11 protein-coding genes and 1 pseudogene are annotated in these 13,170 nt (G+C 42.8%); 5 read left to right on the top strand and 7 right to left on the bottom strand.

The features are described from left to right. Positions 1-88: 88 nt before the first annotated feature. Positions 89-4,375 carry a DNA polymerase III subunit alpha gene (dnaE, locus tag AS141_RS21070; protein ID WP_057939683.1) on the top strand — a complete coding sequence of 1,429 codons (4,287 nt, stop codon included), beginning with the start codon at positions 89-91 and terminating at the stop codon, positions 4,373-4,375. 272 nt (positions 4,376-4,647) lie between these two features. Here dnaE and AS141_RS27140 read toward each other — a convergent pair. Next, positions 4,648-4,731, bottom strand: a pseudogene (locus AS141_RS27140) (transposase); the annotation flags it as partial. 313 nt (positions 4,732-5,044) lie between these two features. Between AS141_RS27140 and trxA the strand changes: the two are divergent. From trxA to AS141_RS21045, 4 genes are all read left to right on the top strand, one after another. Next, on the top strand, positions 5,045-5,365 hold the full coding sequence (gene trxA, locus AS141_RS21060) for a thioredoxin (protein WP_057939681.1): 321 nt from the start codon (positions 5,045-5,047) through the stop codon (positions 5,363-5,365). 66 nt (positions 5,366-5,431) lie between these two features. Then, positions 5,432-6,487 (top strand): tRNA 2-selenouridine(34) synthase MnmH, encoded by a 1,056-nt coding sequence (mnmH, locus tag AS141_RS21055; protein ID WP_057939680.1) that lies wholly within the window; start codon positions 5,432-5,434, stop codon positions 6,485-6,487. Next, complete coding sequence (gene selD, locus AS141_RS21050; protein ID WP_057939679.1) at positions 6,459-7,502, top strand: selenide, water dikinase SelD; 1,044 nt, start codon at positions 6,459-6,461, stop codon at positions 7,500-7,502. Before mnmH ends, selD begins: the two co-directional genes overlap by 29 nt. 50 nt (positions 7,503-7,552) lie before the next feature. Further along, entirely contained in the window at positions 7,553-8,464 is a 912-nt protein-coding gene (locus tag AS141_RS21045) for a TolB family protein (protein WP_057939678.1), read from the top strand. On the opposite strand, the gene AS141_RS21040 is transcribed toward AS141_RS21045, so the two are convergent. From AS141_RS21040 to AS141_RS21015, 6 genes are all read right to left on the bottom strand, one after another. Further along, positions 8,465-9,019 (bottom strand): DUF502 domain-containing protein, encoded by a 555-nt coding sequence (locus AS141_RS21040; protein ID WP_057939677.1) that lies wholly within the window; start codon positions 9,017-9,019, stop codon positions 8,465-8,467. A gap of 78 nt (positions 9,020-9,097) precedes the next feature. Further along, positions 9,098-9,727 carry a 3-keto-disaccharide hydrolase gene (locus AS141_RS21035; protein WP_057939676.1) on the bottom strand — a complete coding sequence of 210 codons (630 nt, stop codon included), beginning with the start codon at positions 9,725-9,727 and terminating at the stop codon, positions 9,098-9,100. 134 nt (positions 9,728-9,861) lie between these two features. Then, positions 9,862-10,473, bottom strand: coding sequence for an NADH:ubiquinone reductase (Na(+)-transporting) subunit E (gene nqrE, locus AS141_RS21030; RefSeq protein ID WP_057939675.1), 612 nt, complete (start codon positions 10,471-10,473; stop codon positions 9,862-9,864). Positions 10,474-10,487: 14 nt separating this feature from the next. Next, positions 10,488-11,171: an NADH:ubiquinone reductase (Na(+)-transporting) subunit D gene (locus AS141_RS21025; protein WP_057939674.1), complete on the bottom strand. Its 684-nt coding sequence runs from the start codon at positions 11,169-11,171 to the stop codon at positions 10,488-10,490. Positions 11,172-11,201: 30 nt separating this feature from the next. Further along, the gene (nqrC, locus tag AS141_RS21020) at positions 11,202-11,966 is read right to left on the bottom strand and encodes an NADH:ubiquinone reductase (Na(+)-transporting) subunit C (protein WP_057939673.1); all 765 of its coding nucleotides are present in this window, start codon (positions 11,964-11,966) and stop codon (positions 11,202-11,204) included. Continuing rightward, on the bottom strand, positions 11,953-13,170 hold the full coding sequence (locus tag AS141_RS21015) for an NADH:ubiquinone reductase (Na(+)-transporting) subunit B (protein WP_057939672.1): 1,218 nt from the start codon (positions 13,168-13,170) through the stop codon (positions 11,953-11,955). Before AS141_RS21015 ends, nqrC begins: the two co-directional genes overlap by 14 nt.

Here is a 13,170-nt window from a genome sequence, read left to right as displayed (position 1 = left end):
TTTTCAATTTTCCCCGACAATTACCCCCACTCCGCTTGTCTCCTTTGATAGATTAGCCCTAATTTGAAGTCTCAATTCCCCAAGCTGTATGTATTTAATTTTTGACACCGAAACCACCGGTCTTCCCCGCGATTATAATGCCCCCATGTCCGATGTGGACAACTGGCCAAGGCTAGTCCAGCTCGCATGGCAACTGCATGACGGAAAGGGAAATCTGATTTCCAATCATAATTACATTATTAAGCCGGAAGGCTTTACCATCCCCTACAATGCCGAGAAAGTACACGGGATTTCTACTAAGCGTGCTTTAGCCGAAGGTCATGAACTAAAGCAGATCCTTGGAATCTTTGAAGGTGATGTGAAGCAAGCCAAATACTTGGTGGGGCACAATGTCGAGTTTGATGTCAATGTGGTTGGCTCGGAATATTACCGGGCAGAAGCTACTATGCCGCTGACCGCAAAGCAGCTGGACACAAAGGATATTTCCACAGAATTTTGCGCGCTCCCGGGAGGCCGGGGCGGCAAATTCAAGTGGCCTACACTTACCGAGTTACACCAAAAACTTTTTGGCAAAGGCTTTGGTGACGCCCACGATGCAGCTTATGATGTGGATGCTACAGCCAGGTGTTTCTTTGGATTGATCACTCAAGGTGTACAGGCTCCCGAAGCAGGAATTACAATTCAGGAAGTAATATACCAAGCACCTAAGCTGGAGGAAGCCAACTTTGCGCAAGCAAAAGATGCTCAAAAAGCAGCTGCAAAAGATGTCCTAAAGCAGGCTGGCAAAGCTGACATTTCAGACCTGACTGACATACCATTTACGCACTTGCATGTGCACAGCCAATATTCTGTACTTCAGGCTACCTGTGAGATCCCTGCGATGGTAGCCCGGGCAAAAGAGCTCGGAATGCCGGCAATTGCGATGACTGATCATGGTAATATGATGGGGGCTTTCCACTTTGTAAAAGAAGCAATCGGGAAGGATATCAAGCCTATTTTAGGATGTGAATTCAACCTATGTAGAGATCGAAAAAACAAATCCAACAAGGACGACGGATTCCAAACTGTCCTAATTGCCAAAAACAAAGCGGGCTATCATAATCTTGCAAAACTGGCTTCCTATGCGAATATCGAGGGTTTTTATTATGTACCCCGGATTGACAAGGAAGTCTTGGTACAATACAAAGGCGATCTAATTGCCACAACAGGCGGGCTTTGGGGAGAAATTCCATTTTTGATTTTGAATGTGGGAGAGACTCAGGCTGAGGAAGCATTTGTCTGGTGGAAGGAACAGTTCGGTGAAGATTTCTATGTAGAGCTAAACCGACACGGAGTCCCAGAAGAGGAAAAAGTGAATGAAGTATTGTTGGAATTTGCGAGGAAATATGATGTGAAATATTTCGCTGCAAACAATGCCTATTATGCTGATAAGTCAGATGCAAAAGCACATGATGTACTGTTATGTGTGAAAGACGGGGAACTCTATGACAAACCCAAAAAGTACATCGGCAAGCGAGGCCGTGAGTTCCGCTACGGCTTCCCAAATGATGAGTTCTATATTAAGACTCCCGATGAGATGAAGAAGCTCTTCGCGGATCTGCCGGAAGCGATCGAGTGTACCCATGAGATCACTGAAAAAATCGAAACATATAAGCTTGCCCGCGAAGTCCTTCTTCCTGCCTTTGAAATACCCGAAGAATTCAAACATGCAGAAGATGAGGTAGATGGAGGAAAACGTGGAGAAAATGCCTTCTTAAGACACTTGACTTACGAAGGGGCAAAAAAGCGCTACAAGGAAATCACTCCTGAAATCGAAGAACGTTTAGACTTTGAGCTCGCTACTATCGAAAATACGGGGTATCCAGGTTACTTTCTGATTGTTCAGGATTTTATTGTAGAGGCAAGAAAAATGGGAGTTTCAGTCGGCCCAGGACGTGGATCTGCAGCAGGATCCGCAGTTGCCTATTGTACAGGCATCACCAATATTGACCCAATCGAATATAATCTCCTTTTTGAGAGATTCCTTAATCCCGATAGAGTATCACTACCCGATATTGATATTGACTTTGACGATGAAGGCCGTCAAAGTGTGATTGACTATGTAATCAAGAAGTACGGCTCTAATCAGGTAGCCCAGATCATTACTTACGGTACGATGGCAGCAAAATCAGCCATTCGGGATACGGCAAGGGTATTGAATCTTCCACTTGCAGAAGCAGGGCGATTGGCCAATTTGGTGCCTGATATCAAATTGAAAGCACTTTTTGGATTGGCAGGAAATAGAGCTGCTCTTTCGGACAAGCTGAAAGGTCAGGGTGAAATGATAGCAAAGGCTGATGAATTGATCCGGATCTCGAAAGGCCAGGATGAATCAGCCAAAACCATCAATCAGGCTACGATGCTGGAAGGGTCTGTGAGAAACCTTGGTATCCATGCCTGTGGCGTAATTATCACACCATCTGACATTACCAATTTTGTCCCGGTAGCCTTGGCCAAGGATTCAGACATGGTTTGCACGCAGTTTGACAACTCTGTGGTAGAGTCAGCAGGTCTGCTTAAAATGGACTTTTTGGGTCTAAAAACGCTGACTCTCATAAAAACCGCCATCAGAATCGTAAAGGAAAGGCATGGTATTGAGCTAAATGCAGATCATTTCCCAATTGATGATGTAAAGACTTACGAGCTTTTCCAACGTGGCGAGACAGTAGGAATTTTCCAATATGAATCTGCCGGCATGCAGAAATACATGCGCGAACTCAAGCCTACGGTTTTTGCGGATTTGATTGCCATGAACGCCTTGTACAGACCGGGACCGTTGGCCTATATTCCTTCCTTTATTAAGCGTAAACATGGGACTGAACCCATCGAGTACGATCTGGAGGATATGAAGGAATACCTGGAGGAAACCTACGGAATCACGGTTTACCAAGAACAAGTAATGCTTTTGTCTCAGAAACTCGCCGGTTTCACCAAAGGCGAGGCGGATGTATTGCGTAAGGCGATGGGTAAGAAGCAGAAGGATGTACTGGATAAGATGAAACCAAAGTTCGTGGAGCAGGCTTCTGCCAAAGGCCATGATGCGAAGAAATTGGCAAAGATCTGGACTGACTGGGAGGCTTTTGCATCCTACGCTTTTAACAAATCACACTCGACTTGTTATGCGTGGATTGCCTATCAGACGGCTTATTTGAAGGCCCATTACCCTGCAGAGTACCTTGCGTCGGTGCTGAGTAACAACATGAATGACATCACGCAGGTGACTTTTTTCATGGAAGAATGCAAACGGGCTGGAATCCCGGTACTGGGACCAGATGTGAATGAATCCAAAAATGGTTTTACTGTAAATGCCGCCGGAGAAATCCGATTTGGAATGGCAGCAATCAAGGGTGCTGGATCTGCCGCCGTGGACGCAATCATAGTAGAGCGTGAGAAAAATGGTCCTTACAAGAACATCTTTGACTTTGCAAAGCGCGTAAGCTCTAAAGCCCTAAATAAGAAAACCATGGAAGCGCTAGCTATGGCGGGCGGGTTTGATTGCTTCCCTCAGCATCACAGAAGGCAATACCTGGAATCTGCTGAGGGGGATTTAAATCTGATCGAGAAAGCCACCAAGTATGCTCAGAAAGTGCAGCAAGAGGAAGAAAGCAATCAGGTGAGCCTTTTTGGAGGAGGTGCAGGGAGTATGGAAGTCCCGCTTCCTACTATTGCTCCGATGGAGCCTTTCACCCAACTTCAACAGTTAAATATTGAGAAGGAAGTAGTCGGGCTTTACATATCGGGGCATCCGCTTGACCAGTTTAGGTTGGAAATCGAATCGTTTACCAATGCTTCTTTACCTGACCTGAATGACTTGGAAAACTTAAAAAGCAGAAGTGACATTAAACTGGCAGGTTCAGTTTCCACTTTTGCCCACAGAACAACCAAAAACGGAAAGCCATTCGGGACACTTACGCTGGAAGATTATCAAGGAGCCTTTACTTTCTTTCTATTTGGGGATGATTACGTGAAGTTCAAAGAGTACTTTATGCCAGGTTGGTTTTTGTTTATCAGCGGGACAGTGGCTGGTAAACGCTGGGCAGAAAATGAGCTGGAATTTAAAATCGGAAGCATTACCCTGCTAGACGAAATTCGGGGTAAAATGGTAAAAGGTCTTCGGGTCAATATTGACTTGGATGATTTGACACTTGATTTGATGGAGAAACTACAGGCAATCACAGAAAAATATAAGGGAGATGCCAAGTTGTATTTTGATGTGGTGGACCGTAAGGAGAATATCGCCTTGGAGCTTTTCTCTAAAAGATTTTCCATTGATCCAAGCGCAGAGATGATCAAGGAATTGAAAGAAATCCCTGAAGTTGCTTACCGGGTTGTTTAGAAGTTTGGGTGTCAAATATGAAATTTCGGATTGGCGGGAATAAGTAACTTTTGTTCTCTGCCATTGATTCAGTTAATATTTAGGCTATCTTAAACCACCTGACAATTAACCACGAATGAAGTCACATTACGTTGTATTCTTAATTCTGATTACCCTAACAGTGTCCTGTTCTGATCCTGAAGTACCTGATTTTGAAATCGAGCTAGATCTTAGTTTATAAAACGGAGCGTAAAACCCATTGGTCGTTACACCAATGGGATGTAAGCGACACGCTACCCTTGTGAAAGAATATACTGCCGTATGGTTTCTGGACTTGCTTCACCTATTGAACAAACGAAGAAACCATCTGACCAGAACTGTTCAAAAAGAGAATCTGGGAGGAGAAATAGCTGGGTTTGAATATTTCTACACCAATGATGCGATGTTGAGCGAAGAAAAGCAATATGACCTGCACTTAGGTCAACAGTTAGTCAGAACCACAGTTTGCGAATACTATTAGTTTACTTCACTGATTACTAACTAGATTTTAAAAACAGTTTATTTTAACTTTAAGGATAGCTTTCATCGATCACCCATAGACAAAAAAATTAAATCCCTCGGAACTTATTAATCGGGTATTGGCTTTTGCACATATATTTGAAAACTCAGAAATTAAAAACCAAACATATAATGGCAAAAGCAATAGAAATTACCGACGCAAACTTTGAAGAAATCATTAAATCCGAACAACCCATCCTAGTAGATTTCTGGGCAGAATGGTGTGGCCCTTGTAAAATGATCGGTCCGGTTGTGGAAGAATTAGCTGGCGAATATGACGGAAAAGCCGTGGTCGGTAAAGTAGATGTAGACGCAAATCCAGGTGTAGCCCAGGCTTTCGGCATCAGATCTATCCCTACACTACTTTTCTTCAAAGGAGGGGAAATCGTAGACAAACAAGTTGGAGCAGTTCCAAAATCTATTTTATCACAAAAACTAGATGCTCAACTTTAATTAGTTGACAATAATACATTCAGAGCCGCAAGGAAATCCTTGCGGCTTTTTTTATCTTCAGACTTTATGGTGGAGCAATTAATTTCTTTAGATAATTTTTGGGGCCTGCGGGATCAACATCCTTTGATAGATGCGAGGAGCGAAGGGGAATTTGCCCAAAGCCACATTCCCGGAGCGATCAATATTCCAATCCTGAATAATTTGGAAAGGGTTGTTGTCGGTACTCTTTACAAAGAAAAAGGATCGCAGGAAGCTACTATCAAGGGATTTGAATTGGTGGGACCACGATTTCATCTGATTCTTAAAGACGCTTTGGAGCAATTGCCGAAGAAAAAAATAATTGTCTATTGCTGGCGTGGAGGGATGCGGAGCCAGATCCTTTCTTGGCTCCTATCTATGGTCGGATTTGAAGTGTTTCGTCTGAAAGGAGGGTATAAGACTTATAGATCCTTTAGTTTTGACTTGGTCAGAAAGGACTGGAACCTAATTGTTTTAGGGGGAAAAACCGGAACGGGAAAAACAAGATTACTCCAAAAACTACAGGAAGCAGGAGAACAGGTTATCGATTTGGAAGGGCTCGCAAATCACAAAGGATCATCCTTTGGTTCAATCGGACAACCCGTACAGCCAACTGTGGAGCAGTTTGAAAACAACCTTTCAGAAGCTTTGCGTAAGCATAATCCAACCCAATCCATCTGGGTAGAAAATGAAAGCAGAAAAATAGGAAGATTAATTCTTCCAGATCGGTTCTATCGTCAAATGCTTGATTCCCCCTTAATCGACATCCAGAAATCAGAGCAGGAACGGATCGACTTGATCGTAGAAGAATATGCCTCTCTGCCAGCAGATGAATTAATTCTTGCTGTTTTACGCTTAAAGAAGCGACTGGGTGGCCTGAGGACTTCGCAGGCAATTGAAGCAATTGTAGACGGAAATCATACTGACTGGATCACAAACATGCTCATCTATTACGATAAAGCCTATGCATTTGACTTGGACAAGCATTCCGGAGACAAAATAATCCAACTTAATCTTGCTGGCACAGATCCTGAAACCTCCATCAAAAAATTACTTGAAGCAAAATCCCGATTATATGGAAAATACCCCCAAACGACTTACTGAATGGAGTGAAGGTTCGGGATGTGGCTGCAAAATCGCTCCAGCAATTTTGGATCAAATTCTAAATTCAAGCAGCTCCTTTATCCAATCCGATCCTAATTTATTGGTTGGAAATTCGGGTAAAGATGATGCAGCCGTCTACCAGGTTTCGGAGGATATCGCGGTGATCAATACTGTCGATTTTTTCACTCCAATTGTTGATGATCCTTTTGATTTTGGAAGAATAGCTGCAGCAAATGCCCTTTCAGATGTATATGCTATGGGAGGCAAACCGATTTTTGCAAACGCAATTCTCAGCTGGCCTGTTGAAAAACTTGCCCCAGAACTTGCGGCTAAGGTCATGGAAGGCGCAAAGTCTATCTGCAAAGCTGCGGGAATTGAGCTGGCAGGTGGACATTCCATCGCAGCCAAGGATCCTATATTTGGACTTTCTGTCAATGGGATTGTACATCCGCATAAGATCAAAACAAATAATGGCGCAAAAAACGGTGATCTCATTTATCTCACCAAGCAACTAGGTGTAGGCGTTTTGGCAACAGCTCTAAAACGACAGAAGATCTCAGACGTCGATTATTCAAGTTTGATTGATACAGCTTGCAGATTGAATTCAATAGGTGAGATTCTGGGAAATCATGAGGAAGTTCATGCAATGACAGATGTGACTGGATTTGGCTTGCTGGGGCATTTGATAGAAATGTGTGAAGGAGCAGGACTTTCTGCCCAGATTGATCTCTTTAAGCTGCCTATGATAGCGGGAGTCCAGGAGTACATCAACCAATTTATTTTCCCCGATAATACCTACCGGAACTGGAATGCTTACAGCACCAAAACCAAAGGTGTGGTAGGTATGGATTTAGTAAAACTTTGTGATCCCCAGACCAGTGGGGGACTGATGCTTGCTATAGATCCTGAAAATAAAACCTGGTTTGAAGAAGCTATGAAGCTTCAAAATCAGGTCATTTGGGAAATTGGTCGATTTACAGAAAAAAATGAGTCCGTGGTAGAAGTGATGCAATAAGTTTATTCACAGTTGCTTATCTTAAGAGAATTAAGCAACAAAACCTCATCATGCCTAACATAAAAGTTTTTTTTACAATCATCTTTCTGCTTCTTTCAATTACCGTAACTGCACAGCAGGCACCAGAAGGAACGACCAGTGAGTTGGTTATCCTAAACATAAAGTCCGGAGAGCAAAAAACAATCTTAAAAGAAGTCAGGCATTTCGAAGCTCCCAACTGGTCCAGAGACGGGGAATTCTTGCTTATTAATTCCGGAGGATTTCTGGAGAAAGTGGATCTGGAAGGGAATAAGCTGGGACAAATTCAACCCAATAAGATCTCAAAAGCAAACAATGACCATGGGATAAGTTTTGATGGAAAACTTCTGGTCATCAGCAAGAGTGACGAGGGCACTGGTTCCCGTATTTATACTATGCCTCTTACAGGTGGTGAGCCGAAGCTAATCACCCAAAACCATCCAAGCTATTGGCATGGAATCAGTCCAGATGGAAAAACATTGGTGTATTGTGCCCAGCGAGATGGAGCTTGGGATATTTATTCTATTCCTACCTATGGCGGAGCTGAAAAGAGAATTACCACAACCGAAGGACTCGATGATGGACCAGAGTATTCCTATGATGGAAAGTGGATCTATTTCAACTCCAACCGGACCGGAAGAATGCAAGCCTATCGCATGAAGCCTGATGGTAGCGGCACTGAGCAACTCACCGATGACACGCTTGACAATTGGTTTCCACATCCATCTCCAGATAATAAATCAGCAGTGATCATATCCTACATGGAGGATCAAAAAGGAGCTCACCCCTTTGGAAAGGATGTCAAACTTCGACTGCTCAATGTGCAGACGAAGGAGATCAGAGATTTAACCCAAGTATTCTACGGAGGTCAAGGCACAATCAACGTGCATAGCTGGTCACCGGATGGCAAGTGGGTCGCTTTTGTGAGGTATCAAAAGCCCTGATTAATTCAGCGGAGAAACTCCTCCAGATACCATAAACTTCATCACATCAGAGCTTTTCACTCCGATTAACGGGGTGACTTTGTCCCGAGGTACTAAGAATACATTTCCCGATACATTATAGCTGTGTGGAAAATAGACTGCCACCATATCCGGCTCACCTACCGCAGACATGTCATCCTGGGTGATAAAACCTAAGCGGACAAGCGTATCACTGAGGCGTACTTTGACAGGGGAGGAAAATTTCTTTTTATCACCTACAAAAGCCCCCATCAGATCTTTGATACTGGAGTAGATTAGATTTACGAGCGGAATTCTGATCAGCCCCCTTTCAAACCAATCAAAAATAGGTTTGGCAAAGAATAGACTCGCGAGATAGCCTACAAAAGTGATCAAAGCCAGTACCATCAAAATGCCGATCCCCGGTAATGGGACAGGGATCAGATTATCCAGGAAGAGGATGGTTTGAAAAATAATATAGAGTGTCACTGCTACCGGAGTGATGAATAGCAGTCCACGAAGGAAATAGGAAATTATGCGCTTGTAGGTAAATGCCATGATGTTTAAATAAAAATCCTGATTATTACTCAATAATAATCAGGATTTTGTTGCCTCTCTAGCGTTTAAGACAAATTATCAATCAGGAAGAATTTTTACTTTCACACTTTTGTAATAAATCACTGACTTAGGATCATGAGCCTGAAGTGCAATTGTCCCGTGATCTACTTTCTTAGTCCCTAGATCCCCTTTACGGTTCTCATCTTTAGACTGATCATATACGTTGACTGTTTCACCATTGATTTTTACTGTGACCACATCACCTTCGACAATAATATGCTCAGTGTACCATTCACCATCCTCCACGTAGACTTCTTTTACATCTTGGAATGAATATACGCTGCCGGTTTTTCTCCAATCACTGTGGCTTTGGTTCACCTGAATCTCATAGCCTACATTTGGCCAGCCGTCTTCTTGGTACTGGGTATGAATGAAAATACCTGAATTAGCACCAGGCATTGTTTTTACTTCAGCTATCACTTCAAAGTTATTGAAGTCATGATTGGCAACATCACCGTTGTAAAAGGCATGGCCACGTGGTCCGGCCACTTTGATCACACCATCTTCCACTTGGAAGGATTGGGATTTTTCGGAGATTTTCCAGCCGTCGAGATTTTTACCGTTGAAAAGCTCGATCCATTCACCACTTTGGGCAGAAACTGAAAATGTGAGTGCAATAAAGCAGAAGCATGTTAATAGGGTTTTCATAAGAGTCAGGGTTTTTGATTAACTGGTTTCAAGGCCAAAAGTTACTAGGTAATGGATAAAAACCAATTACCGCTAAAAACAAAAGCTCTGAGATATTATCACAGAGCTTTCTACTATTCTTAAACTGAGCTTAATTACAAATCAATTCCCATGAAGGACATAAATGCCATGCCCATCAAACCGGTCAAAAGCATGGTAATTCCCAAACCTTTCAAGCCATTTGGGACATGAGAATATTTCAATTTCTCACGGATAGCTGCCAAGGCTACAATTGCAAGACAAAATCCTGTACCAGATCCAAATCCATAAACTGCAGATTCTGCCAAGGTATAATCTCTTTGAGCCATGAAAAGCGATCCACCGAGGATTGCACAGTTTACAGCTATCAAAGGGAGAAATATACCCAATGCGCCATAAAGTGCTGGAGCAAATTTCTCTACCACCATTTCCACAAGTTGAACCATCGCAGCTATAATAGCAATAAACATGATGAATCTCAAGAAGGAAAGATCAATCGTGGCCAAACTACCATTGACCCAAGACAAAGCCCCTTCCTTCAGTACAAATTCATTTAATAACCAGTTCACCGGAACTGTCACCGTCAACACGAAGATTACTGCTGCGCCTAGACCAATTGCTGTACTTACCTTTTTGGATACGGCCAAGAAGGAACACATTCCAAGGAAGTAAGCGAAAATCATATTGTCGATAAAAATCGACCGAATACCTAAATTAAATAATTCCATTTCTTCAGTTGGTTTTAGTGTTCGACATAACCTGTTTTGGTACGCTGTACCCAAATGATCAATCCAAGGATGATGAATGCTCCTACAGGGGATACCATTAGGCCATTCGTAGCCAAATTGAAATCCGGACCGAATATGCTGGAAATAGATTCGTAAATAGGGAGTCCAAAGACTGCACCGGAACCAAGCAATTCTCTAAAGAATGCTACAGTAAGAATAATCCACGAATACCCTAAAGCAGATCCGAAACCGTCAAGTACTGAATCATAAGGTTTGTTTCCTAAGGCAAATGCCTCAAGTCTACCCATTACGATACAATTGGTAATAATCAATCCAACAAATACAGAAAGTTCTTTGTACATATCGTATGCAAATGCCTTGAGAACTTCACTTACCAAAGTTACCAAGGTGGCAACAACAGCAAGCTGAACAATAATTCTGACACGACTAGGAATGGTATTTCTCATCAGGGAGATCACCAAGTTAGACATCACTACCACGAAAATTACTGAGATGGCCATAACTAAAGTTGGCTTCATCTGGGTAGTAACCGCTAATGCAGAACAAATACCAAGTACCTGAATGGTAATTGGATTTTCATCCACTAAGGGGTCAGAGACTAATTTTTTTCGACGTTTCGAGAGGAAAGCCTCAGCAGGCTTCTTCTCAATCGTTTTTTCTACAGTTTCAGCACTCATGTTTATAGAATTCTTGAGTTGATAATTTGATTAAAGTACAGCTACAGCCGTAGATGACTTTTTATTTTCAATGTATGCCTTATAATAACCCAGATAGTTCTTCAGCATATTATTCACTCCCTTCGCGGTAATAGTAGCACCGGACATCCCATCCACTTGGTGTGGATCATCAGAATAATCTTTCCCTTCACCTTTTTGCATTTCCACAGCAACCAGCTCACCGGATTCGTTAAAGATTGTTTTCCCCTCGTATCTTGCCTGAACACCCGGTTCGGTAATCCTTGCTCCCAGGCCGGGTGTTTCACCGGCGTGAGCCAACGTAATACCGCCCACAGTATTCATATCTGTATCCAAGGCAATGTATCCCCAGATTGCATCCCAAAGACCTGCTCCGTAAAGTGGCAACACGTAATTGGCAACCTCATCCGGATTTCCTTCACCATGGAAAATATAAACTGGGTATAAACGATCTTCAGCCGATTTTTTGTAATTCTTAGCGATATCAACTGTTTCTGCAGTCACTGCTACACCATCCTGCTCAGTTACTTCTTTGCCATTAATATCTACAACCACAGATGCAATCCTATTGTTATAGTACTCATTAACTTCCTGAGGTGTCATTGCAGCAATCTCTTCACCTGAAATAACAGCACCTAATATCTGCTTTTTGTTATCCAAAGCAATCGCCTCTTTCTGCCTAGGCCCCAGCAACTGTGAAGTACCTGAAAGAAGTAATCCCAAAACCACCGTCAAGATGACGGAGAACGTAATGATATAAGTATTAGACTGTTGCACGTTGTAACCTCCTTGTTTTGTTTGCCTTAACTACATAATAATCGATCAATGGAGCGAACACATTCATAAATAACACCGCTAGCATGATCCCCTCCGGGTAAGCAGGGTTAGTCACCCGTATGATCACTGTTAGGAATCCGATCAAAAGACCATATATCCATTTACCTGTTTCTGTTTGCGAGGCAGACACCGGATCTGTTGCCATAAAGACAATACCGAATGCCAAACCGCCCATTACCCAATGATACTCAGGAGGCAGTGCCATGTATTCATTCACCGCAAAAAGGTTCATTACGAATCCCATGATATATGCGCCGGCAAAACCTGAAAAGATAATTTTCCAGCTTGCTACACCTGTACCAATCAATATCAATGCTCCTACCAATGCCATCAAGGTAGATGTTTCTCCAATTGAGCCTGGAATCCATCCCATAAACAGGTTTGTAAATTCATACAATCCTGAACCAAGCACGGTATTATGACTTGCCAAAGCTTCTACAGCTGTTTGCGTGCCTTCTACGCCTGCGTTATAAACTACAGAAAGTGCGGTAGCTCCAGAGAAGCCATCTACAGGCATTTTATCCCCTAAGTATGTCCAAACCTGATCTCCTGAAATCTGTGCAGGATAAGCAAAATATAAGAATGCTCTGGCTGTCATAGCGACGTTAAGCACGTTCATGCCTGTACCACCAAACACTTCTTTTGCAATCACTACTGCGAATACCGTAGCCAAAGCCACTTGCCACAATGGCGTAGTGGCCGGCACCACCAATGGAATTAGCATTCCCGTTACCAAGAAACCTTCATTGATTGGGTGCTTTCTGACAACTGCAAAAATAGCTTCTACAATTCCCCCGGCAGCATATGCTACGATGATGATAGGTAAAACCAACTTTACGCCTATCCAGGTTTTATCACCGAAGTCTTCCCAAAGACCCGCTGTACCACCTGTGGCCAATAAATGCTGGTGACCGGTGTTGTAAATTCCAAAAAGCAAACAAGGGATCATAGCAATTACCACTGTGATCATCATCCGTTTTAGATCGATAGCATCTTTTACCTGAGCTCCTTTGATACCTGTAGTATGCTTAGGGCTAAACATAAACGTCTCCCCTGCCTCAAATGCGTAATATAGACTTTCAAGCTTTCCTCCTTTTTCGAAAAGCGGCTTCTGCTTGTCCAATAAATCTCTTAGAAACTTCAT

The organism is Algoriphagus resistens (assembly GCF_001442615.1).
Lineage (GTDB): Bacteria > Bacteroidota > Bacteroidia > Cytophagales > Cyclobacteriaceae > Algoriphagus > Algoriphagus resistens.
This window is presented reverse-complemented; position numbering and strand designations above follow the sequence as displayed.

Bases quoted from the DNA above. Each gene is read 5' to 3' on its own strand.
- dnaE (WP_057939683.1), top strand. From the start codon at position 89: ATGTATTTAATTTTTGACACCGAAACCACCGGTCTTCCCCGCGATTAT.
- trxA (WP_057939681.1), top strand. From the start codon at position 5,045: ATGGCAAAAGCAATAGAAATTACCGACGCAAACTTTGAAGAAATCATT.
- mnmH (WP_057939680.1), top strand. From the start codon at position 5,432: ATGGTGGAGCAATTAATTTCTTTAGATAATTTTTGGGGCCTGCGGGAT.
- selD (WP_057939679.1), top strand. From the start codon at position 6,459: ATGGAAAATACCCCCAAACGACTTACTGAATGGAGTGAAGGTTCGGGA.
- AS141_RS21045 (WP_057939678.1), top strand. From the start codon at position 7,553: ATGCCTAACATAAAAGTTTTTTTTACAATCATCTTTCTGCTTCTTTCA.
- AS141_RS21040 (WP_057939677.1), bottom strand. From the start codon at position 9,019: ATGGCATTTACCTACAAGCGCATAATTTCCTATTTCCTTCGTGGACTG.
- AS141_RS21035 (WP_057939676.1), bottom strand. From the start codon at position 9,727: ATGAAAACCCTATTAACATGCTTCTGCTTTATTGCACTCACATTTTCA.
- nqrE (WP_057939675.1), bottom strand. From the start codon at position 10,473: ATGGAATTATTTAATTTAGGTATTCGGTCGATTTTTATCGACAATATG.
- AS141_RS21025 (WP_057939674.1), bottom strand. From the start codon at position 11,171: ATGAGTGCTGAAACTGTAGAAAAAACGATTGAGAAGAAGCCTGCTGAG.
- AS141_RS21015 (WP_057939672.1), bottom strand. From the start codon at position 13,170: ATGAAGTTTCTAAGAGATTTATTGGACAAGCAGAAGCCGCTTTTCGAA.